The organism is Pontibacter actiniarum, assembly GCF_003585765.1.
Taxonomy (GTDB): domain Bacteria; phylum Bacteroidota; class Bacteroidia; order Cytophagales; family Hymenobacteraceae; genus Pontibacter; species Pontibacter actiniarum.
Window position 1 is genome coordinate 1,559,351 of the sequence record NZ_CP021235.1, and the last position, 21,914, is coordinate 1,581,264.

Below are 21,914 nucleotides of genomic sequence, written 5' to 3' on the forward strand. Positions count from 1 at the left end.
TTCAGAAATACATACATAATAATAGAGAAGGCACTGGCTTGGAAGGTTTGCCAACGCTGTAGCCCAGATAGGAGCAGCAGATTTCCTGCGTTGCCTTTCCCTTAACCGAAAAGTAACATTAAGTTAACCCGCCTGGTTGGCCAGCAAAATGGTTTTAGCAATAGCTTTGGGCTTCGAAACAAAGGTTAGGAAGGAACAGAACAAAGCGAGCAATAGCACAGTGACACAGCAGCTAAGCTATATAATAGTGGCAACAGCAATTTCAACTGAGCGAGCGCTTACTTTCAAACAAAACTTACGTTTTGTTATGTTTGATTATGCTGGCTTTCTTTGTATGTTTATCAGACGAAGGCATTATTTATACTTGACATCAAGGGCATCGCTGCGTTGCCACCTAAAGTATATGCCTTCGCCTGGGTTAGCCATAGCCATATTTACTATTCTTAAAGTATCAAAAGATGAGTGAAAACGAAGCCTCGGCTATTTCTGGAGATGAGTTAACCCTGAAGGAGCTTTTTGACAGGTACTATTCACGCCTGGTTTACTTTTCTGCCCAGGTTGTAGGCTGTAAGGAAACTGCCGAAGACGTAGTGCAGGAAGCATTTATCAAGTACTGGAACCAGAGAACCTCCGTTGCTGCGCATCCTCTCGCTATCAAAAGCTACCTGTACAGCACGGTGAAACATGCAAGCCTTAATGTAGCACGGCATCAGAAAGTAAAAGCCACTTACGCGGAAGGTGTGGCTAACATGGCGGTTGTAGAAGAAGACGGCCTGGATAACGCAATAGTTTATGCCGAAGTGCTCGCACAACTGCACAGTGCCCTGAGTACCCTCCCTGCCAACTGCCAGCGTATTTCCCGAATGTGTTACCTGGAGGGGATGAAAAACCAGGAAGTTGCCAACTAGTTGGGAGTTTCGGTGAACACCGTTAAAACCCAGAAGCAGCGCGCCCTGCAGCTTCTCCGGCTAAGGCTCAACCCCGAGCTATTCGCACTGCTGGTATTCCTGGACTTGTAATCACCTACCGTCCGCAGAGGTTCTTTGGCTGAAAAAGCCTTTTGTAGGCTGTAAGTGATGTACAGCCGTGCATACCGCAGCAACTGCTGCCTCAGCTTTTAAGCGTGGCTTCAAACCATCTCCTGAGCTCTTTACCCTCCAGCTTTTCTACTTTCTCCAGCAGTTCTTCCGTTGTGGCGATTTTGGCAGCGGCAACCTGCGACAGAAGCTGAAGAAACCTTTTATCTCCAATCTTTTTGTGCAGGTGGTACAGCGCTACCGTTCCCTTACCATAGATAACCTGGCGGTACGTTTTGTAGTCATGCTTGCTGACGTCGAAGCCTACTAGGGCGGGCGAGTTTTTGGAAGAGGCCTGCCTTTTAGCGATTTCCTCCTCATAGGTGGCCGTGTCCCCTATCGCTCGTAGGTAAAGCAGGCTGGCGTACGTTGCAAAAGCCTCGTTCAGCCAGTTATTGTAGTCGTTCCAGCGCCCGTACGCCCACCATTTGTGGCTGATCTCATGGGCCAGGATCAGCCTGTCTTCTACGTTGTTGGTGTTGAAGTCTGCATAGGTGATGTTCACGGCGTTATCCAGTAAACCGAAGGCGTCGCGGTTGGTGCCGGGCAGCAAAACGGTGAAAGTGGCGATAGGGTGCTCCTTTCCGATGGTCTGGTTAAAGTAGGCAATGGCCTCCCTTGTGTGACGGAGCAGGGTGGTATCGGCGGCATTCATCCTTCTACCGGCTTTATAGACCGAGACGGTGTGTCCTTCTGAACCTGTGCTGAGTTCTTCAAATTCTGTTGCCGCAATGGCCGTGATCTCTATGTTTGGGGCGCTCCCTCTGAAAGTATACGTTCCCGGCTTTTGCCCCACAGGGTGGCTGGTACTGATAACTTGGTAACCGTCCTCAACCGACACCTCCAGCTCGTAACTAACCAGCTCGTATTCTTTGCCGGGGATGTTCGGCAGCCAATTGGTGTGGGCACTAAACTCCAGCACATTATCCGTGAAAAAGCGCTCCGGCACGTTACCACTATAGCTGATCGTAACTTCTCTGGTGGACTTGCTATTATTAGCGAACGCTACTTCTATCCGCTTCAGGGTGTCTTTCTGAAAGAGGTCGAAAAAAGGACGCACTTCATACTTGCTTTGCCCTTTGCTGCGAACGCCTTCCACATGAAAAGCCTTATTCAGGGTGAACACAAAGTGGCTTCGTTTCGCTTTAGGCTGTAGTTTGATCTGGTACTTGCAGGTAAAGCTTTTCTTTTCCGGGTTAACAGTAAGATGAACCTTCACCTCGTTTTTAGCGATGCAGCTCATGCTGCTAACAAGCCACACCACACAAATGTAAAAGAGCTTTATTCTCATTGTCTCGGTTAACGCCAACTATCACAAGTATAGCCAGCTCGTGTTTGAAAGGGTTTTATACTTCTCTTACTGGTCCATAAATTCCTGGCTTCTGCCTACAGACCATTCGTAGCCAGTGCTGCCAACTGATCTTTTAGCTGCAACGCCTGTACGAGTAGTTCGGCGTTGGTTTTAGCCTTTCTACCGTCGGGCAAGATCAGCACGTCTTCAAACCCAATTCTTGTCTCGTAATTTTTGCTGAATGCAACTTTTATAAACTCCCAGCAGGTTTTATCAAACCCATGTAGCAGGATTGGGAGCCGCACGCCGGCATCATTTAAATGGTTTTCAATTTTCTGAACAGTTTCAAATGCCAAAGCAAACTCCTGCTCTTGTGGCTCCATCAGGATTCTTCTAAACCGGCCTTTTGAAAAGAGTTGGCCAAAGCTTTTAGCTGCCTCGAGCTTGCTCAGCCCAGCTTCGATTTGTATGCCTTTTTTAGTAACCAACTCCGTTACTTCTTCAGCCCCAGCCTCATCGTAATTTACAGAAACAAAGTCTGGCATCACCTTCCAAGAGCTTATTTGCTCCAGCCTTGTGTTTAAATCTGGCTCAATCCATTCCCCTGTGCTTATTCCGACTGGCACCCGGCTTAATTCTTTCCGTAGCGCCGCTATTTGTTCTTCCACAAAAATGCTTTCCAATGTTTCGTTTCCTTCGGCGTCTCTGGGATGAAAGTGTATGCTGTCTGCTCCTTTTATACATGCTGCAACGGCAGAAGCTACAATTGACTCGGTCGTTTTTGGGACGATGCTTTCTTTTCTGGCTCCGTTAAGTGCAATCTGAATCATACTTGTGCTCTTTTGTTGGTAATGGTTCTCACCGAAACTTGAAGTATAAAGTGGCTGGGGCCCGCTCACTTTAAGTGGCTAAGAAGTCTTTCATTTCGCCCGGCCAGGGATAGTGCCCGTTTTGCCGCATTAGCAAGACCATTTCCCCGAGGTGAAAAGACAGATGCACTGACATTTCCTGGATGATGGTCAGCTTTTGCGCAAGGTTCTCACCTCCAGCAGCCAAGGCCATTATTTCCTGTTTGATGTCTTCAATCTGTTGGTTAAAAGTCCCGATGACTTGCTGTAGCGCTTGTTGCGAATGAACAGCAGGACCAGTTTTCCAGGTATCTAGTTCATCCATACCTGCGGGCGTTCTTCCTTTTATTTTATCCAGCTGAAATTCTTGCCACAGGACTAAATGGTTTAATATCTGCCAAACGCTTTTAGGAGTATGTGCCGCTTTAAAACTGGCTTTAGACACGTCCATGTTAGCAAGAACTTTGAAAGTGTCGAACGAATCAGAAAATATGCTGGCAAAGTTCATTGGCTTGTCGTTAGCGGTATACCTGAAGGTTTGTGCAGGCCACAAGGCCCATCGGCGGCTGCACTTGAGGTGTTGGCGTGGACATGTTGCGATTACTTTTTTGTCCGCTTCCCCATCACCCAAACTTCTTTTATTTTCTGTAAACTTGTGATATCAACGGTTGGGTTGCCTTCAACTAGTATGAAATTGGCGCTGTGGCCTCTCCGGGGTAACAAGTTCTGGTCTAAACCAAACGCTTGAATTGGTTTGACCGTAGCCGTTTTCAATGCTTCCGTTTCACTCAGCCCAACCGAAACCAGCAGCTTCATTTCGGTAATCAGGCTTTCCCCAAACTTTAGACCCAGGTTCGGGGCATCGGTTCCTGCCAGTAGCGTAATTCCCGCCTTGTGAAGCCTGTTTACTTCCTGACGGATATCCTGGAATGGGAGGTAATGATTCGCCCCGCCCTGCTTTTCCCTAAACTGCAGCAGCTCTCTCGTCACAAGCAAAGTAGGTATCACAAAGGGTTTCTTCTCCTGAAGCAGGCTAAGCTCTTCATCTGTCATCTTCCTGTCAAGCCATATATGCGATACCACATCAATACCCAATTCACTGATCTTTGTGGCGTCTCCGGCGGTTGATATATGCCCTACGGCTAGCTTATCGAATTGATGGGAAGCCTTGATAAGGGCGCCTATCGTTTCATAGTCCAGCGTAGGGAGCATAGGCTCCCGTATGATTTTTAGAAGGTCTGCCCCCTCTTTCACCCTATCCGCTACAAACGTTCGCGGCTCTCGCTCTTTTGTCACCGTTGGAATGGGAGCGCCAAACTGTGTTCCGTGGCCACCTGCAACCGTCAGCGCCGGGCCAGACGAGAGCAGGCTGGCGTGGAGGAAAGAGTCCCTGCTTGCTTTTAACTTATTTGCTACTCCGGGGGGAGAGTGTAAATCAACGACCGCAAACACGCCTTCACGAAGCGACGCATGCAGTTGTGCCAGGGAACTGATGTGCACATGAGCGTCGATCAGCGGAGGTATGATGGTGTAGCCACCCGCTTCTATCACTTCCTCTGCAATATACCGCCCTATTTCTGAGGTGATGTCTACTATCTTTCCATCGTCCACAACAACACTTACCTCTTCCCTTACCTCTACTCCATCGAACAGTCTGACATTATGTATGATGTAGTCGACTTTCTGTTTGGGTTGGCAGGCAGCGGTAAGCCATAAGAAGGTTAAGAGTAGAAAAGAGTCTAAAGTTATTTTCATTGTTGTTGCGTTGTGTGCGCCGTGGGTTTTATAGTACGGTCCCAATGCAATGGCTTTCTCACTGCTCTGTTTAGCCAATGTCTGCGTGAAGACGGAACGATGTGCGGCGTATCTTAGCAGCGCCTGTTTCTATTTTTGGTTCTCCACTGGGGTCTTGAATCTCACCCTAAAAGGCTTGAGTGGGTATCCCTCGGCTGACATAAAGCCCTCCGAAACGATAAAATCATACTCCTTGCCCGGGCTCAGGTCCACTTTAAAAGTACAGGATTTTCTATCGGCAGAAAACTCCCCCTTGCCGACAAGTGGCCATTGCTCTTTTCCTCCAGCCCCATACTTTACACCCGTCGTCGGCCCCATTTCCGTGGAAAAAGAAATACATATTTCTTTCGTTGATGCATCCACTGTGCTGTCTCCAGCTACCAAAGGCTTGATGCTGCTTACCACCGGCCTCATGCCTTCATACGCCTGCAAGAGCTGTACTTTGTCTATTGCATCCGGGAAGTAGTGTGACTGCTGCAGAAAGGCCTCCACTGCTTTATCGCTGGTGAAGTCAAGTTCTATCATTTCACGGATGGCCTGCTTCTTGTTCTTTGCGTTGCTGTAATAGGTCTTGCAAATGGCGTAGCCCATGTAGTAGCCGAGGTCCGGGTGGGCTGATGACAGGTTATAAAACCAGTTATTGATGTAGGGAGCGAACATCTGTTTCTTAAACTTCTCCTTCAGTTCCTCCTCATGCTGCGCTCCATAAACCATGTACGGAAGGGGCATTTTTTTACCTGTGACCAGCTCGGTGATAAAATCGGCAGTACCTTCCATAATGCTGCGGCCAAGCAAGTTGTTTCCGTACCCCTTTTGCTGTGTATGCACGTACTCGTGTATGTTCAGGGGGATGATGTTTTGGAACGGCTGGCTATTAAAGTACCTGCCCAGCCCTACCTGCCAGTTCTGCGGGAACTCCGATATATCGGTTTCGGGGTCTCCCGTTGCCATTTCCGCTCCAACTAAAACCATCGCGTCCAGGCCTGTTCCGCTGGACTGAAGCGCACCGATCACAAAGTAGATTTTGGCGGGCTTTAGGGCCGGGTAGAGTTTCTTTAGCTTCTTGAGATAGGGCTCCATTCCCTTTGCCCCTGCCCTGGCCTGCTGTGTGTTTGGCCGTATGGAATCCCAGAACCTGGGATAGTTGCGGATGGAGCGGAGACCCTGTTCAGCGTTGTAGCCCTTTGCCTCCATAAATGCCTTCAGGCCGGGCGTACCCTTGTCTATATAGAGCGTCTGAATGTAATGAAGCTGCTGAAGACTGTCAGTCGTGGAGCGGATGCTGTCATAGGCGATCCAGAAGTTATCGATATCTGCCGTGATAACCTTTTGCTCCCTGCCCTGTCCAAAGGCGGAGCAAACAGCAGTGCCGCTAAGAAACAATGCCGCAGCTATGCTTCGGGTTAATGGATGTATTCTACTGTACTTCATTATCTTATGCAGCATTCATTAAGCTTATTAGAGGTCGCACCCCTTCGTGTACATTCAGGTATAATATCGTTCTCGTTAATGTTAACCTTGGTAAGAAGTATCCATTTATAAGCGCTATTTAATATGAGATACAAGCTGGAGGCAACGTCTGGTTAGGCCTTCATCAGAAGAAACAGTACACCTAAGCTATAAAGCGCCACCTCTATGGCATCTTCACGCATGTGTTTAGTTGCCGTGTTTTAGTCGTTCCTTTATCTCTTCCAGCAAACTGTCGCTGTAGCCGTCCCACTTTCCGACCACTAAGCCATTTTTATCGAACAGGTAATAAGTTGGAGTCATGAAGACACGGTACTTGGTGTAAACATCACTGTATCTGCCGTCTTTATCATAGAGGCTCGTCCAGGTAATTTTATTGGACGTATACTTTTTGAGCCAGTCTTCCTTGTTGCTATCAACGTTCATGGTTACAATGTCCAGGCTTTCACTTTCCTGCTTCGACAATTCTTTGATTTCCGGAAGCGCTTTTACACACCAACTGCAATAGGGAGAGCAAAACTCTAGAAGCACATACTTATCCTTGAAAGAGTTAGCGAAGGGCACATGTTCCCCTTTTTGGTTTTCTGCTGTAAAATCATAGAACTTGTCTCCGTTCTCCAACGGCTTGCTTCCCAAATAGGTGGTGAGCACCTTCGCAGAAGCTGAATTTTTGTAGTCAGCATTTAGCCTGCCGAGTTGCCTTTCTATAAACTCTTTGGTGAAATCCGCTTTGTTAAGCACAAGTTGAGAGAGGGCATAATCAGAGTTTATGTTATCCTCAATAAAACTCCTGGTGATGTGGCTTATCTGATCGTCAATATGTGTAATAACGCCGCTTTCCTTTGACCAATACGCCCGCTGTAGGCTATCATTCCATTTCCCCTCTTGCCGTAAGGAAAACATTTCCTGCAGCTTTTCGCTTCGCTTTTTGTTCAGAGGAGCGATACCTTTGTCAAGCTCCGCTTTATACTTTTGATAGTGGGAACCGGTCACTTCCAAAGCATCAGGAAAGTCTTCTTTCCTACCGCTAACTTTCACGTCCTCATTTCCGATGTAAATGACAGCATAAGCCGTTTCGTTATTTTCTGAACTGACTTGAATCGTGATAGGTACCGGCGGTTCTTCAATAAGCCCAGTTGCAACAAATTGGTTATCAACCAGTGCTGTCGAGTCTAACACTTTCCCTGTATTTCCATTCGCGACTATAACTTTCGCCTTTTCAGAGAAGCCGCTGAGGTTAGCTGATACGGTAAAACCCGTCGTGTGCTTTTGGCAGGCCGTAAAAACTACGATGATACCCGTGGTTAATAAGAATAAGCTTTTCTTCATTTTAGCGGATTACCAAAGTTTTATGGAGTAATGTATTGTTGTTTTATGATTTTGCAGCTTATGTGCCAAGAGCATGAATATAAGGAGGCCCACTAGCGTCATGGCTAAACTCAGCACAATACTAAGCCACTTGTGGTTGAAGCACTTTACTTTCCGCTTTCGTTTCTGTTAACCTGATGAAGTGATAGCTCATGTAGCTATACCACGCCGCCCACCCCATGTGGAAGAACCTCACCACTAAACCCGGCACCTCTGTTTGTAGTGCAGGGAAAAAGGAGCTTATGCTTACCGCCATGAAAAAGAATGTTGCCAGCGACACCCATCGTAACCTTACATCGCCTCTCCAGAGGATGAAAGCCAATAAGGGGGCCACATGCATGAGCATCGAAATGACGCCAAAAACACCGTGCAGCAATTGAGGTGTTGGAAACAAAGCCACTCCAAACATAGAAACGGAGAAGGCCGCCAATATATAAACAGGCGCTACCCGCATGCGCAGTGCTTTACATGCCCGAAACAATCCCAGCACAAAAAGTGCATTAAAAACGGCACACAGCATAATGCCACCAGTGAAAAGTGATTGTGTTGGCGTACCGACCGCCCCTATTTCGCTTACAGATCCGGTTAAATGATTGTAGTTGATCAGATAGCCACATCCAAGATTGGTTACCCAAAATGCCAGGGCGGCTAATGCTCCGAAGCGAAGCAGTTGGTTTGTATTCATGCTGTTTTTTGTTGTTGGGTAGGTTACGTTTACTTTCGGCAAAGCATATTCCCACAACGGCTGAGACAGGCTGCGTAGCCGGGGAAAGAGTTTGCCTCAGCTAATATAGCACAATCCTATAAAAAGTCTATATCTATAACAGCTTTATCCAAGGCCCAGGCGGAAACGCGCCCTGTATCATGGTTGCTTCTGGCTTTCCGTCTTTCAGCTGCTGCTTTGCGCTGGTCTGACAAGTACAACTCAAGGGGGCTGTTTCCCGTTTTTGACTACCCTGCCACCTTCCATGTAGCAGCCTGTGACTTTGCAGAACGGTAGGGGCAGCAACTGTTTTTGTTTAAGCGGCCTCCCTCTTAACCTTGTGGTGCCATGAAGATTGCCAAAGCAAAATATTCCATCAAGAAAGCCTACATGCTGGCAATCAACAGCATTGCCTTCTATCCGATCATGATTGCCTTTACATTGCTCGCGTTTTCCTGGCTCTGCACTTATCTGGATAAAATTTCGGTGGGTGAGGCAGTGATAAGGCAGGTTCCTTTTTTGAGGATGGATAATGCGGACACCGTGCGAAGTCTGCTCTCCTCGTTACTGACGGGCCTGATCAGCCTCGTTACCTTTACCTTTGCCATGGTAATGATCGTGCTGTCTCAGGTTACGTCCAGCTTTTCTCCAAGGCTGCTGCCGGACTTAATCAGTAAAAGAGGGAGCCAGATTGTACTCGGAACGATAGTAGGCACCGTAGGCTTTATCATTGTCGTGCTCAGCAATGTGCAGACCATGCAAGGGGGGCCAGAGGTACCACTCCTTTCCACTGTGCTGGGTATGTTTTTAGGCTTTGCCAGCCTTATTTGCTTCATCTATTTTATCCATAAAATCTCCAACGAGATACAGATCGGGAACATACTGAACAACCTGTACCGCAGCACACGGGATGTGCTGAACAGAGAAATCAGCAGCGGGAGCTATGAGGAAGACTGGGAGGAGGACCCAGATGCTGTGCTGGTGAAAGCCTGGGACTCCGGGTATTTTGACACCATTACTGAGGAGGGAATCAAAAAGGCGTCCGAAAAAAAGGGGCTGCAGCTCAGGATACTCAAAGTGCAGGGAGCCTATCTGCTGAAGGGAGAGCCGTTCCTCAAAATTAACAAGCCCCTCGACAAGGAAATACAGGAACTGCTGGAAGAAAACGTGTTGCTCCGCCACCAGGAAATAGTAAAGGAGAACTTTTACTATGGCTTTAAGCAGCTTACCGAAATTGCGGTAAAAGGACTGAGCCCTGGCGTAAACGACCCGGGCACGGCAATCCAGGCAATCGATTACCTCATGGATCTGCTCTGCCGGCTTCAGGAGCTAAGGGGGCAGAAAGTTGCCCGGAACAGTAAAGGAGCGCCGTTCATCGTGTACGCTCCCGTCCCTTTCGAAAAGACCTTTTATTTGTGTGCAGCCAGTATTCGGGCTTACTCCACAACGGATGTGGCCGTACAGTCGCGCCTGATCGACCTGATAGCAAAAATAAGCGAGCGTGATGAGCAGAACAGGCACAAAGCGCTGCTGGAGAAAGAGCTAGATTCTATTGAGGAGGCCTCCGGCAAAGATTTAAAAGCTCAGGAAGACAAAGAGTATCTGCAGACCCTCCTACAGCATGCCCGCAAAAAGTATCTGACCTAAGGCACCGTGCCCTATCGCGCAGCGGCAAGTATAACGAACAGAGATAAGCCACTTTTGCCTTAGTTATCCGGAAGCGAATAGTTCTCACTAATTTAAACCATCATGCTAATTCAGAATCAGGGGTTTTATTTAGAAGGCTTTGACTTTCCTGCTTTTACTTTAAATCACGGGGAAATGGTAAGGTTTTGGGTGGAGGCGGCGCCACAATCCCAAACAGCCACTAACGGGAGTTGGGTGGCAAACAAAGTGATAGCGTCCATGCAGACCAGCCTACCAGGGGGAGAAAAAATAAGGCTTAGCCCAGCAAGGGTGAGAAGAAGTTTCTTCGACTTTATCCAACCTATAACATTAGAGGGTTACCTGAGAAGCAGATTAAACCTTGCTACACCAGCAATCTACGAAAGGCTCTCCTTCTTTAGCTTAGCACCTCAATGGAAGCTCAAAGACCTTGGATACGCTCATCAAAAGATATTCGCCATTATTTGTGCGTTTCAAAGAGGAAGCATCGTTTGCTACGACTACTATGGACTTGCTCCAGAGAGTGAAGCTCAACTGACAAACTATGTGAAGGCAGAACTAGGGCTGGGCAAATCAGCGGTAAGCTTTGATGACCTTTCCTACAAGCCAGAGAACCCTGACACGGAAAGAATAACAAATCTGGATATTAGGCAGAGAAGATGAAGGTAAAGAGAGTAACAGCTAAACGCCAGTCTTCGGCCAGTGACGCTGCCGAAGACATTAAACACCGCTGCTAGACCTCATCATGCACGTTCGTGATAAAGTACTTCCCTGTTTTGATGCTATCCACCAGGTCCTGGATCGTTTTAGTGCTAAATACTTTTAACAGATGGTCGCGGTAAGCTTTAATGTCGTTGTGCAGGGGGCACGGGTGCTTATCGGAGCATTGCTTCATGCCCATGCCGCACCTTTTAAAAGCTTCTAAGCCATCTATGGTGCGCACAATTTCCAGGATGCTGATATCATTGGCGGGGCGGTGCATGTAAAACCCGCCGCCGGGCCCTTTTGCCGAGGAGAAAACGTTTTTACGCACCAGGTCCTGTAATATTTTACCGATAAAGTGCACCGGCAGGTCCAGTTCTTTGGCAATCTCTTTTATTCCCACCTTGTGTCCGTCGGCATTGCCCATAGCAATGTACACAACGGCCCGCAGGGCATACTCGGTAGTCTTGGACAGCATCATCTCATGTATACGTACGTAGCAAAGATACTAATTACTCCTGTTCAGTTGCCGCTTTCCTTCTTCACTGATCATGTCAGTTGTCCAGGGAGGCAGCCACACCAGCTCTACTGTAACCTCATACTGAGGGAAACGGTGTTGCAGGATCTGCTCAGCCGCCTTTAGGATGGTGCTGCTCATGGGGCAGCCCGGCGTGGTCAGGGTGAGCTCTACCTGCAGCTGGTTCTCTTTCAGGCGCACTAGGTAAACAAGGCCAAGGTCCACAATGTTAATCCCGATTTCTGGATCAATGATGTACCGGAGCGTGTGCCATACCTCCGGCTCTAGTTCAGGTGTTTGCGCTTCCATAGGTAAAAGGTTTTAAGTCATGTGCCCTGTGCAGTAGCAGTTGAAATACATTGGCCGTGTACAAGGATGCTGCAATGCTGAAAACAATACTTCCGGCAAGTATGAGTTGGCGCTGGCCTAAAAGCACGCCAGCTAACAGCATCACAAAACCTGCCAAATAGCTGATGTTTTGCCAGCGCAGCAACGTGTGGCTGTACAAGTCTTTCGGGAGCGGTGTTTTATACTTGCCCACGTGGTCTTCGTACGCATGCATCCAGACGATGAAGGGAAGCGTTTTAAACGTTTGCCCCAGTATGAGCGCCGTCACAAAGCCAAGGAACACCGAAATGCCATACACGAGGTAAAGGGAGAGCTGGAGCCCCTGCGGCAGCTTCAGATCGCTGCTCACGACAAACACCAGCACCAGGGGCAACAGCAGGAGAGCCAGGGCCACAAACGTCTGCTGCATGCCTAAGTCAACTTCTTTTCGCTGCATCGTTTTCCGGGCTTCCTGCAGGTAAGAGAGAAACAGCAACAGGCCTGCCGCTACAAGCCCGGCGTACAAAGGCAGCCAGCCGGTGTGCAGCAGCATGTGATCAACTATAAACAGCAGCAGTCCGCCATTGATCAGGTTGTAGGCCCAGTTGAGTTTGCGGGTGCCTTGCGGGTGCGCCAGCAGGAACATCGGGATTAGCTTAGCCCCAACCCCGATAATGAGGAGCAGGAACCAGCCCGCCATGCCAATGTGCGCGTGCAGCTTCAGGTAGTGCACATGCTCCTGGGGCAGAAAGGGATAGGTGAAGTTAAGGGCCATTAACACGCCAACCAAGCCGGTTACCAGCAGCCAGACAGCAGAGGTCACGATAAAGTCTGCCTCAATCGTCCACTTCGGTGCTTTCCGGGCTGTCTGGATGACGTTGATGTTAAACAGCAGAAAAGCGATCAACAGCAGGCAGGCGGCCAGGTGCATGGTCCAGCCTAGCTGGAAATACCAGAATGAATAGGCCAGCGAAATTGTGCCACTGCTCAACAAGCCACAGGTATAAACGGCCAGTTTTTCACTATAGAGCCTGCACTCCAGCACCACCGGCAACAGCTGGTACAGCGCACCGAAAATAAGCATGGTGGCCCAGCCCAGTACGGCTACGTGTGTGAGCGTTAGCAGCTTTGGGTGGAAGTAGTGCCCCCCGAAAGCATCGGTAGAAAAAAGCAGCAGAACGCTCAGCGCCATAAAAGAAAGGGCAGCAAAAGCGAAGTGCGGCAGCACGACCCATTTAGAAGGAGAGTTAGAAACAGTGGCGGTAGACATGGGTTTATACTTTATAGATGAGCAGGAAGACCTCACCCGGTTCAGCCTGTTGGATGGCCACGGCAAAACCGCGCTCCTGCAGCTTGGGCAGCAGGAACTGCGGCACTTGCCTGTGCGTCACATAGAGGGCGGCACCTGCGGGGAGTGTCTCCAGGTGACTTAGAATAGACACCATCGGCTGCGGCATTTCCAGGTGGCGCACATCGAGGTGTACCAGCTTGCCCTCGTAGGCGTGCATAAGAGCCTTTAAATCAGCGGAAGCCGGTTCCTTTTCTGCAACGGCCTCCCCTACTTCCGTTAGGTGCTCCAGCCAAAAAAAAGTATGCACCAGGTCCGGGCTTTGCTCCTCTGCATATGCGGCGTACCCTTTCTTTTTCAGGATGTCTATCAGAGGCGTAGGTTCAAAGGTGTTGATGAGCTGCAACGCATTGGAGCTATCCAGCCTGCCCACAGCGGCCATGATACGCAGAAACGGATCGTTACCCGTGGTTATATCCTCGCGCACGTCCAGCGTAAGCAGATTTTCGGGGCGCAGTTGCTCCAGGTAAGCCGGTATCGCTACTACAGCAGCGGTTTGTTTTGCCGTGTTACCGGTGGCCGCACGAGGGCAAAAGCCCAGGGGCTCCAGTATCCGGTAAAAATCCTCTTCCGAACACCCGCCGATGCGAGCGGCGTCGGCAACGGTTACACGCGAGGCCAGCACCTTTCTCAGCAGGGGGTTGCGCAGCTTCTCAAAATGCCTGTTGATAGAGGCAATGGCTTCTATCGCCGCAGGGTTGGCCTTCAGAATAGCCGATATCTTTGTGTTGGCAGCTATTTCCATGCTTCTTCGGTTGGTGCCCCATCAGCCCAGAAGGCGGGGGTAAAGGTGTCTGTTCGCGGCGTATGCTTCAGCTCGAGCAACTTCATTGCCAGTTCCAGCTCATCTGGTTTAACCACCGCCTGCAGGTACGGAAACAACTCCCGCTCCTCCCAACGAATGTGGTCTACCAGGTCCTGCTGCAATGTCTGGAAAAGAGCTGCTGTCGGGTTATGCTCGCAGATGAGGTGTATGATCTCGTGCAGGAGACGGTGCTCCTCCTCTATCCTGATGTTCACGGTTTCGTTTGTCAGGAGCCTGTTCAGCAGCCACTCCTCTTCCTCGCAGTGTTCTCTCAAATTACTGTCCCAGAAGTAGCGGACGTAGTCCTGCAGGATGCGAAGATCTGTTCCGTTCTTCAGGCCCTGGCGCAGTTTCCAGCAAAACAACAGCCCATGATGGTGCTCCCGGGAAAGTGGCACCAGGCTTTTAACTCTCTTTTGGGGTTTTGTGGCAATTTTCATGTGGTTTCTCTTTTAGGATCAGGATTTTTAGGATGGGAAAGGATGGGCAGGATTGATTTAGCTAGTAAATGATTTTTCTGATTTGTGGCAGATAAGGCGCTTGCAGGCGCTGCGCACAAACGAAATCAACTTAAAGTCATCAAATCATTTCAAACCAAAACAGAAAATCCTGCCCATCCATAAATCCAGTAAATCCTGATTCAGATGAACTACTTCAGTACTTCTTTCTCCAGCTCCAGCGCTTTCGGGAACAGGATGTTGTTTTCCAGGTGGATGTGGCGGTGCAGATCCTCCTCAAACTCCTGTAGCTTTTTAAAGGCAATAGTATAAGTGGCGCAGGCATCGGCTGGTAGAGTGTAGTTATCCGTCAGTTCGCGGATAGCCACCAGTTCATCGCCGGCTGCTTCATGCTCCATTTCCATCATGTTGATGGGGTTCTGGATAGAGCCGAAAGCGGGTTTGTCCAGTTTTATACCTTGCTTCTTCGCCTCATCCAGCTGTTTGATGAATGGGAACAGCACGCGCTCCTCTTTCGGCATGTGCGCCTCCAGCTCGTTGGCTACGTTCACAAAATGTTTGGCTACTTCCAGCAGCTCCGGGTGACGCTTGCCGTGCACGCGGGCAATTTTGGTCGTGTACTCGTACAGGGCCGGAATCGCCTCTCGTACATACTTGTGGTGCATGTTCACGATGTAGTCCGCCAGAAAAGGAAGCTCCCAGCTACCGAAGTCTGTTTCGCGGCTTTCTGCTGCAGAAGTAACTTCCAGCTCTCGTTCCAGCGCCTGTTGGTCCACGCCTTTTTCCTCGCATACCTGCTTCACGGACTTTTTACCGCCACAGCAGAAGTCGATGCCATACTTCTTAAATACCTGCGCTTTGCGGAAATCCTTTGCTACCAGTTCGCCTACCGTCTCGCCTTCCTGCTGCGTTAGCTTGGAAATCTTCACTTCCCATACTTCAGGCCCCTGCTCCAGGTACTCCCACTGAAAAGTGTTGCCGCGTTCGCCGAGCAGCTGGTAGTAGAGCGGCTTCGGGTCGTGGTCGTTGTATATGATAAAAGCTTCGCCGCCTTTGCGGGCATCAAACCACTCAAAAATGGTAGGGTGCTTCAGGCGTGGCTCCAGCAGCGTTACATCCAGTACTTCAATTGTCTGTGTAGTTTCCATGTTGAATTCTTTTATGTATATCAGGTTTAAATCACTGATGTAAAAGTATAAAGCGCACTTTAGAATAAAAGACACAAAAGTCTTTTTATAGAATGATCTTTGTCATTCTTTTTCGGTTTAACATAAGGCAGTTTTAGGTCTTGATTTTTCCTTTACTATATATAAGAAACCTATCCTGCCGTATGACAAAGCATACACCTCCCCTTCCAAAGGGTATCTCCATCAACAGAAAGTTTACCTCTCCGCAGCAGTCGCCCTACGACATGTTCCGCTACGAGCTCCGCTCCTCTACCATTCGCAACCCTTCCGGCGATGTAGTGGCAGAGCTTAAAGACGTGGAAGTACCAGCGCAATGGTCGCAGATAGCCACCGATATACTCGCACAGAAATACCTGCGCCGCGCCGGTGTGCCACAGCCGGAAAGCAGCACCGGTGCTGAAAGCTCTGTGAAGCAAGTGGTGCACCGGCTGGCAAATTGCTGGCGCACCTGGGGCAGTAAGTATGGCTATTTTGCAAGTGAGGCAGATGCGCAGGCATTTTATGATGAGCTGGTGTACATGCTGCTGGGGCAATATGCGGCGCCAAACTCTCCGCAGTGGTTTAATACCGGGCTCCATGCCTCTTATGGCATCACAGGCCAGGCACAGGGGCATTATTATGTTGATCCCGAAACAGAGGAGCTCAAAGAGTCTGGCTCTGCGTTTGAGCGACCACAACCACACGCCTGTTTTATACTTTCGGTGCAGGATGATTTAGCTAACAAAGGCGGCATTATGGACCTACTGGTGCAGGAGGCGCGCATTTTCAAGTATGGCTCGGGCGTGGGCACCAACTACTCTGCCATCCGGGGCAAAGATGAGGTTCTTTCCGGTGGTGGCACCTCTTCGGGGCTGATGTCCTTTTTACGTGTAGGCGACCGTGCAGCCGGAGCTATTAAATCTGGAGGCACTACACGCCGGGCCGCTAAAATGGTGAGCCTCGACCTGGACCATCCCGAGATAGAGGCTTTTATCAACTGGAAAAAAGAGGAAGAAAAGAAAGTAGCCGCCCTGATTGCCGCTGGATATTCCGCTGACTATGAAGGGGAGGCTTACGCTACTGTATCGGGACAAAACTCAAATAACTCGGTGCGTGTACCCAACAGTTTTTTTGAAGCGCTGCACCAGAATGCGCCCTGGCACCTGACCGCCCGCACCGATGGCAGCACGTTAAAACAAGTGCCTGCCCACGACTTATGGCAACAGATTGCAGAGGCAGCTTGGGCCTGTGCCGACCCGGGCGTACAGTTCGATACCACGATAAACGAGTGGCATACCTGCCCGGCAGAAGGACCGATAAAAGGCTCCAACCCCTGCTCCGAGTACATGTTCCTGGACGACACTGCCTGTAACCTCGCCTCGCTGAACCTGCTCCGCTTCTACAACCAAGAGCAGCAGGAATTTGATGCAAATGCCTTTGAACACGCCTGTCGCCTCTGGACGGTGGTGCTGGAGATATCGGTGCTGATGGCGCAGTTCCCATCCGAGGCAGTGGCGCAACGCTCCTACGACTACCGCACCATTGGGCTGGGTTATGCTAACTTGGGTGCATTGCTCATGGTACAGGGCCTGCCTTACGACAGCGACCAGGCGCGCGCCGTGGCAGCTGGCATTACTTCGCTGATGACAGGCACGGCTTACAAAACTTCCGCAGAAATGGCCGCTGCATTAGGTGCTTTTGCCAAGTATGCACCTAACCGGGAGGCTATGCTGCGCGTAATTCGTAATCACCGCTACACGGCCTATAACCAACCTGACAAGTATGAGCATCTAAGTATAAAACCTGTTGGCCTGAAACATGATCTGTGTCCGCCAAACTTACTGGCAGCCGCACAGCAGGCGTGGGACAAAGCGCTACAACAGGGCGAGAAGTATGGCTTCCGCAATGCGCAGGCCACTGTTATCGCCCCCACCGGCACTATCGGGCTGCTGATGGATTGTGATACCACGGGCGTGGAGCCGGACTATGCACTCGTAAAGTATAAAAAGCTTTCGGGCGGTGGCTATTTCAAAATCATCAACCAGTCTATCCCGGCAGCACTCCAAAAACTAAAGTATACTTCTGATGAAATACAGTCCATTGTAAACTACGCCAAAGGCCACGCTACGCTGAAAGGGGCACCGCATATCAACCCAGAGGCACTGCTCCAGCGAGGGTTGCTGCCGGAAGAGCTGGAAAAGCTTGAAGCAGCTACACCTTCTGCCTACGATGTAAATACGCTTTTTCATGCGTATACTTTAGGTGATAACTGCCTGCAACGGCTTGGTTTTGCCCCTGTGCAATACCAGCATCCAGACTTTAACCTGCTATGCCAGCTTGGCTATACACTTAAGCAAATAGAGGAGGCCAACGACTACGTCTGCGGCACCATGACGGTGGAAGGCGCTCCTTTTCTGAAGCCGGAGCACTATGCTGTCTTCGACTGTGCCAACCGCTGCGGCAACAAGGGTACGCGCTTTATCAAGGCCGATGGACATATACAGATGATGGCAGCAGTACAGCCTTTTATTTCCGGGGCCATTTCGAAAACCATAAACCTGCCAAACGAAACGACAGTAGCCGAGGTAGCACAATGCTATGAGCGTTCTTGGGAACTGGGGCTAAAAGCCTGCTCCCTTTACCGCGATGGAAGCAAACTTTCGCAGCCACTTACTTCTAAGAGCAGCTCTTCGGGAGAAGAAGCAGCGGAAGCCACCATTACAACAGAAACCGCGACCAATGCAGAGCAGGTGCTTCAGGCAGCCAAAGCCATACTTGCAGGAGCCGGCAACCAGAACTTCCGCCAGCAGCTTACCGCTATGGTGGAGCGCCATAAACTGCCAGATAAACGCAAAGGCTTTACACAAAAGGCTAAGATTGATGGACACACGGTTTACATCCGCACCGGCGAGTACACTGATGGTTCTTTGGGCGAGGTGTTTATTGATATGTACAAAGAAGGTGCTTCGTTCCGCTCCATCCTTAACTGCTTTGCAATTGCTGTGTCTTTGGGGCTACAGTATGGCGTGCCGCTGGAAGAGTATGTCAGCCGCTTTACCTTTACCCGCTTTGAGCCTGCCGGACGCGTGGAGCACCCTAACATCAAGTCTGCCACTTCGGTGTTTGACTACCTGTTCCGCCTGCTCGGCTACGAGTACCTGAACCGCACCGACCTGGTGCATGTGCAGCAAGAGAAAGATGCACAGGATGATGTTCCGTCTGCCTTTTCTGCATCACTGACAACACCTCCAGAAAAGCCTGTACTAAAAGGTACAGAGTATAAAGTGGTATCGCAGAGCAAAACACTGCTGATGGAGCAAACGCAGCAGGTGCTGGCGAACATGATGGGCGATGCTCCTATCTGCAATACCTGCGGCCACATTACCATCCGCTCTGGAACATGCTATAAATGCCTGAACTGCGGCAATAGCCTCGGGTGCAGCTAAGGAATTAACCTAAAACAGCAAGGGCTGCCTCTACATAGAAGCAGCCCTTGCTGTTTTTAATGTAGACTGTTTACACGAGTTTAACTTGTTTGATGCTGCAGCTCTTTTGCTGCTTTGCCTTCCGAAATATAAACTTCTTTCCGCCACACCTGTGCTACAAAAAACAGAAGTATACCAACAGGCAAACAGATGCTTAGTCCGAAAAGCAACTTGTGGTAAGCAGGTATAGCTCCTACTCCTAACCAAAAGAAAATGCCCTGCAGAAAAAGCAAAGCTTCGGTTCCGGCAAAGGCAGCCAGAAAAAATCCCATCCCCCACCGGCTCATACCTTGCTTAAAACTTAACCAACCTTGCTGTGCAAAAAAGGCAAATAGAAACATGCTGACGAAGCCAATTAGTACCAGGTGCAGATAGCCGATGATAAAGAAGCGTAGCCTGTAGGCCAAATCCGCCATGTACGGAATGCCCGTTGTTAGTTGCATCAGGATTTTAGCTGTAAAAGCCATTCCAGCCAGTACAAGTATAAAGCGGCTCCAGTTGCTGAATAATGCCAGCACCTGCTTGCTTATAGAGTTTACAAGCAGAAGCAGCACAACCAACGCGACCACTTGCGCCAGCGCAGCCGCTCCCCCCACCGCATACACCACAGCGGCAGGTTTAATCCAGAGCACAGACAACAGGTAAGCAGGCAGGCAGGACCAGAACATCAAGCGAAAGAAGAGCCTGCCATACTTGACACTGAAGTTGACCTTGTACTGCTCCAGCAGCCAGAACAGGAGCCCCAGCACCGCAAACGTAAACCAACCGTTGTACTGAAAGTGCAGGTAAAAGTAGATGGCGTTAAAGTATAACTCGCTACCGCTTTGGCCTGTCGCCATGATCGGTCCCATTGCCCATGGCCCCAGCGACGACAGCACCAGGAAAAACAGTGCCGCCTTTACGAAAGCATAAGACTGCTGATGCTTTCCCTGGCCTAGCTGCGCGGCTTTTCCATCCTTCAGAAACTGGTAAGTAAACCAGTAGCTCATTAAGATATGCGCTGTGGAAAAGAATATTGAAACAGGTCCATACCCTTGCACCGGAAAGCTAAGCAGCATCCCCAGCACTGTCCCCTGCGACAGCCAAAACTGCCAGGTATAGGTCTTCTTTTGTTGTAGTGCCGGCGGTAAAAAAAAAGCCACCAGCGCCACAAAAACAGCAGAGTATAGCCAGCCCAGCAATGCCACGTGTGAGTGGCCGTGCAACAGGTATTTATAGTTGATCCCAGCCACTGGTGCCACAAACATCCACCGCAGCAGCAGCCCCAGAAAAGCTACCACTACCAGGTTGAACAGCGCTACCAGCAGCCAGTTTCGTTTTGACTGTATATTCATTTTGTCTTCGTCTTCACTATCAACGGGACTGCAAGTGTAGGGAAATGGAGGTTAGTATAAAATGATGTCTGTCATTTCTGTTAATGTATTGTTTCTGATGATGTTATTTAGGTATAACTTTTTCCTCTGGCGCAAGTCTTCAGACTTGTGTCTTACTATAATGTCGAGTTTGCAACTCGACTGGCTTGCAAAGCCACACTTACAGTTGATATTCAAAACAGCTTTTCTGGCGCATGCGTCAGCTTGTGCCTGTGACTGACTCTGCTTATCGCAGGGCATACTTCCCCGCTGGCGCTAGCTTGCAGCTAGTGCCTACTGTAGCGTAAAGCGTCCAGCTTTACTGGCTCACAGAACCATACATGTACAGCCTTCCATAGCCACTTCTTACCTCATCTTCAAACAAGCTATCCTTTCTAGTTTCTGTTCATCCTCCAGCTCCCACATACCTACTGTTTCACCTTTTGCTTTGGAGCGCTCACGGCCGCGGGGCCTCGTCCTCGGGCATCGCGCTGTGTAGCCTTCCTTTGCTACCCTTCGGTCGCAATGCCCTTACGGGCACCGGAACTCTACAAGGCGCTCAACCCAAGGACTGGAAACATTTCAGATAACTTCTGCTAACGGAGCTACTTAAAGGTACAGGACTTGTAGGGACAGGTCGCGACCTGTCCGCGGGAAAGCGCCCGCTCTGAAATTTAGATTTGCTTCTAAAAACAAAAGAGCACAGAACGTAGCTCTGTGCTCTCTAAATCACCAAAACACCTGTTAATCCACCTGCCGAAGCAGGCACTACACTATAAATCTCTTTTCGAAAATATTTTTCCGGAGCTCAGCAGCGGCACCAGCACCCACACTAGCAGCATTCCGAAGGCCAAACCTACTCCCCAGATGCTACCGAAGATGCTCTTGTACAAAGCCCCGGTATAGCCCATCAGCGCCGACACATCCAATTTTAGCAGTACCATAATGCGGCCCAGGTCTATTGGGTTGAGGGCGGTAAGCGCCAGCGAAGCTTGTTCCAGTGGGTAATCAGCGAAGTAGTAAAGTATAAACAGCACAATGCCATCGTAGATCAGGGCGAAGTAGAACCAGAGCAGCAGCGCGATGCCAATGCCTTTGGCTTTGTCGCGGGTAATGACGGAGGCCAGGAAAGCTAGAGCTACGAAGATGAAGGTGATGAACACACCTGTCAGTACCAAGTATAAACCTGTAACGCTGGCCCCGAAAAGCAGCACCGGCACCCCCACGCCAAGTATAAACGCAGCCGACAAAGACAGCGCCACACCCAGGTACTCGCTCATGAATATCTTTTTGCGGTTAATCGGCTGTGCTACCAGCAGCTCCATAAACTCATAGGAGTTGTAGAAGTGCGTGGTGGCAAATACAATGCTGATAAGCGGCACCGTCAGCAGCACCAGATTCAGCAGGCTAAGGATGGCTTTGTCCGTGCTGCCACCCAGGTTGAACAAACCAATAGAAAGCAGCAGCAGAAACAACGTATATGCCAGCACAATTTTGCTCCGGATAATATCATAGAGTACATATTTGATGATCTTGTTCATG

General features: G+C 49.6%; 19 protein-coding genes. 4 read left to right on the forward strand and 15 right to left on the reverse strand.

From position 1 onward, the window contains the following. Nucleotides 1–458 precede the first annotated feature (458 nt). Nucleotides 459–908 carry a sigma-70 family RNA polymerase sigma factor gene (locus CA264_RS06770; RefSeq protein ID WP_025605726.1) on the forward strand — a complete coding sequence of 150 codons (450 nt, stop codon included), beginning with the start codon at nt 459–461 and terminating at the stop codon, nt 906–908. A gap of 202 nt (nt 909–1,110) precedes the next feature. Here the strand turns inward: CA264_RS06770 and CA264_RS06775 are convergent, their stop codons facing one another. From CA264_RS06775 to CA264_RS06805, 7 genes are all read right to left on the reverse strand, one after another. Then, nucleotides 1,111–2,367: a M1 family aminopeptidase gene (locus CA264_RS06775; protein ID WP_025605727.1), complete on the reverse strand. Its 1,257-nt coding sequence runs from the start codon at nt 2,365–2,367 to the stop codon at nt 1,111–1,113. Between the two features lie 95 nt (nt 2,368–2,462). Next, nucleotides 2,463–3,197, reverse strand: a complete 735-nt coding sequence (locus tag CA264_RS06780; protein ID WP_025605728.1) for a 3-keto-5-aminohexanoate cleavage protein — start codon at nt 3,195–3,197, stop codon at nt 2,463–2,465. A gap of 70 nt (nt 3,198–3,267) precedes the next feature. Further along, nucleotides 3,268–3,723, reverse strand: a complete 456-nt coding sequence (locus CA264_RS06785; protein ID WP_025605730.1) for a DinB family protein — start codon at nt 3,721–3,723, stop codon at nt 3,268–3,270. 92 nt (nt 3,724–3,815) lie between these two features. Then, nucleotides 3,816–4,970 (reverse strand): amidohydrolase family protein, encoded by a 1,155-nt coding sequence (locus CA264_RS06790; protein ID WP_025605732.1) that lies wholly within the window; start codon nt 4,968–4,970, stop codon nt 3,816–3,818. Between the two features lie 129 nt (nt 4,971–5,099). Then, nucleotides 5,100–6,440 (reverse strand): DUF2268 domain-containing putative Zn-dependent protease, encoded by a 1,341-nt coding sequence (locus tag CA264_RS06795; protein WP_162912062.1) that lies wholly within the window; start codon nt 6,438–6,440, stop codon nt 5,100–5,102. A gap of 225 nt (nt 6,441–6,665) precedes the next feature. Beyond that, complete coding sequence (locus tag CA264_RS06800; RefSeq protein WP_025605735.1) at nt 6,666–7,805, reverse strand: TlpA disulfide reductase family protein; 1,140 nt, start codon at nt 7,803–7,805, stop codon at nt 6,666–6,668. A 121-nt stretch (nt 7,806–7,926) separates the two neighbouring features. Further along, on the reverse strand, nt 7,927–8,529 hold the full coding sequence (locus CA264_RS06805) for a DUF998 domain-containing protein (RefSeq protein ID WP_025605737.1): 603 nt from the start codon (nt 8,527–8,529) through the stop codon (nt 7,927–7,929). A 366-nt stretch (nt 8,530–8,895) separates the two neighbouring features. Here CA264_RS06805 and CA264_RS06810 point away from each other — a divergent pair, with 366 nt between their 5' ends. After that, a complete protein-coding gene (locus CA264_RS06810; protein WP_025605738.1) occupies nt 8,896–10,194 on the forward strand; it encodes a DUF2254 domain-containing protein in 1,299 nt (432 codons plus the stop codon). Between the two features lie 102 nt (nt 10,195–10,296). Continuing rightward, nucleotides 10,297–10,875, forward strand: a complete 579-nt coding sequence (locus tag CA264_RS06815) for a hypothetical protein (RefSeq protein WP_025605739.1) — start codon at nt 10,297–10,299, stop codon at nt 10,873–10,875. A gap of 70 nt (nt 10,876–10,945) precedes the next feature. On the opposite strand, the gene CA264_RS06820 is transcribed toward CA264_RS06815, so the two are convergent. The 6 genes from CA264_RS06820 to ric all read right to left on the reverse strand — a co-directional run bounded on the left by CA264_RS06820 (nt 10,946) and on the right by ric (nt 15,517). Next, a complete protein-coding gene (locus CA264_RS06820) occupies nt 10,946–11,395 on the reverse strand; it encodes an RrF2 family transcriptional regulator (RefSeq protein ID WP_237151188.1) in 450 nt (149 codons plus the stop codon). Between the two features lie 27 nt (nt 11,396–11,422). Continuing rightward, nucleotides 11,423–11,740 (reverse strand): metal-sulfur cluster assembly factor, encoded by a 318-nt coding sequence (locus CA264_RS06825; RefSeq protein WP_025605743.1) that lies wholly within the window; start codon nt 11,738–11,740, stop codon nt 11,423–11,425. Continuing rightward, entirely contained in the window at nt 11,721–13,028 is a 1,308-nt protein-coding gene (locus CA264_RS06830) for a heme-copper oxidase family protein (RefSeq protein WP_025605745.1), read from the reverse strand. The genes CA264_RS06825 and CA264_RS06830 overlap by 20 nt, the downstream gene beginning before the upstream one ends. Before the next feature lie 4 nt (nt 13,029–13,032). Beyond that, nucleotides 13,033–13,851, reverse strand: coding sequence for a DUF2249 domain-containing protein (locus tag CA264_RS06835; RefSeq protein ID WP_025605747.1), 819 nt, complete (start codon nt 13,849–13,851; stop codon nt 13,033–13,035). Beyond that, on the reverse strand, nt 13,842–14,351 hold the full coding sequence (locus CA264_RS06840; RefSeq protein ID WP_025605748.1) for a hypothetical protein: 510 nt from the start codon (nt 14,349–14,351) through the stop codon (nt 13,842–13,844). The genes CA264_RS06835 and CA264_RS06840 overlap by 10 nt, the downstream gene beginning before the upstream one ends. 209 nt (nt 14,352–14,560) lie before the next feature. After that, the gene (ric, locus tag CA264_RS06845) at nt 14,561–15,517 is read right to left on the reverse strand and encodes an iron-sulfur cluster repair di-iron protein (protein ID WP_025605750.1); all 957 of its coding nucleotides are present in this window, start codon (nt 15,515–15,517) and stop codon (nt 14,561–14,563) included. 182 nt (nt 15,518–15,699) lie between these two features. On the opposite strand from ric, the gene CA264_RS06850 reads away from it, so the two are divergent. Further along, nucleotides 15,700–18,981, forward strand: coding sequence for a vitamin B12-dependent ribonucleotide reductase (locus CA264_RS06850; protein ID WP_025605752.1), 3,282 nt, complete (start codon nt 15,700–15,702; stop codon nt 18,979–18,981). An 80-nt stretch (nt 18,982–19,061) separates the two neighbouring features. Here the strand turns inward: CA264_RS06850 and CA264_RS06855 are convergent, their stop codons facing one another. Both CA264_RS06855 and CA264_RS06860 read right to left on the reverse strand, forming a co-directional pair. Beyond that, nucleotides 19,062–20,354 (reverse strand): hypothetical protein, encoded by a 1,293-nt coding sequence (locus CA264_RS06855; RefSeq protein ID WP_119570430.1) that lies wholly within the window; start codon nt 20,352–20,354, stop codon nt 19,062–19,064. 791 nt (nt 20,355–21,145) lie between these two features. After that, on the reverse strand, nt 21,146–21,913 hold the full coding sequence (locus CA264_RS06860) for an ABC transporter permease subunit (protein WP_025605758.1): 768 nt from the start codon (nt 21,911–21,913) through the stop codon (nt 21,146–21,148). Nucleotide 21,914 lies beyond the last annotated feature (1 nt).